This window comes from Neobacillus terrisolis, from assembly GCF_051233475.1.
Classification (GTDB): Bacteria; Bacillota; Bacilli; order Bacillales; family Cytobacillaceae; genus Bacillus_BU.
Window position 1 is genome coordinate 1 of sequence record NZ_JBKFGH010000067.1, and the last position, 480, is coordinate 480.

Below are 480 nucleotides of genomic sequence, written 5' to 3' on the forward strand. Positions count from 1 at the left end.
ATAGTCTGGTGGCGATAGCGAGAAGGTCACACCCGTTCCCATACCGAACACGGAAGTTAAGCTTCTCAGCGCCGATGGTAGTTGGGGGCTCTCCCCCTGTGAGAGTAGGACGCTGCCGGGCTGTTACAATGGAGGATTAGCTCAGCTGGGAGAGCATCTGCCTTACAAGCAGAGGGTCGGCGGTTCGAGCCCGTCATCCTCCACCATTTATGCCGGTTTAGCTCAATTGGTAGAGCAACTGACTTGTAATCAGTAGGTTGGGGGTTCAAGTCCTCTAGCCGGCACCATTTTTGGACGAGCCATTAGCTCAGTCGGTAGAGCATCTGACTTTTAATCAGAGGGTCGAAGGTTCGAGTCCTTCATGGCTCACCATTTATATTTTTTGCGGGTGTGGCGGAATTGGCAGACGCACTAGACTTAGGATCTAGCGCCGCAAGGCGTGGGGGTTCGACTCCCTTCACCCGCACCAAATATACGCGG

The 480-nt window shown here is 54.0% G+C and carries 4 tRNA genes and 1 rRNA gene; all 5 read left to right on the top strand.

Annotation, left to right across the window (positions count from 1 at the left end):
- The first annotated feature begins 4 nt into the window (after positions 1–4).
- Positions 5–121: ribosomal RNA gene (rrf, locus tag ACI48O_RS22730) — 5S ribosomal RNA — on the top strand.
- Positions 122–130: 9 nt separating this feature from the next.
- Positions 131–206 (top strand) — tRNA-Val (locus ACI48O_RS22735).
- Between the two features lie 5 nt (positions 207–211).
- Positions 212–287 (top strand) — tRNA-Thr (locus ACI48O_RS22740).
- A 9-nt stretch (positions 288–296) separates the two neighbouring features.
- Positions 297–372: transfer RNA gene (locus tag ACI48O_RS22745), tRNA-Lys, on the top strand.
- Between the two features lie 12 nt (positions 373–384).
- Positions 385–469: transfer RNA gene (locus ACI48O_RS22750), tRNA-Leu, on the top strand.
- The last annotated feature ends 11 nt before the right edge of the window (positions 470–480 follow it).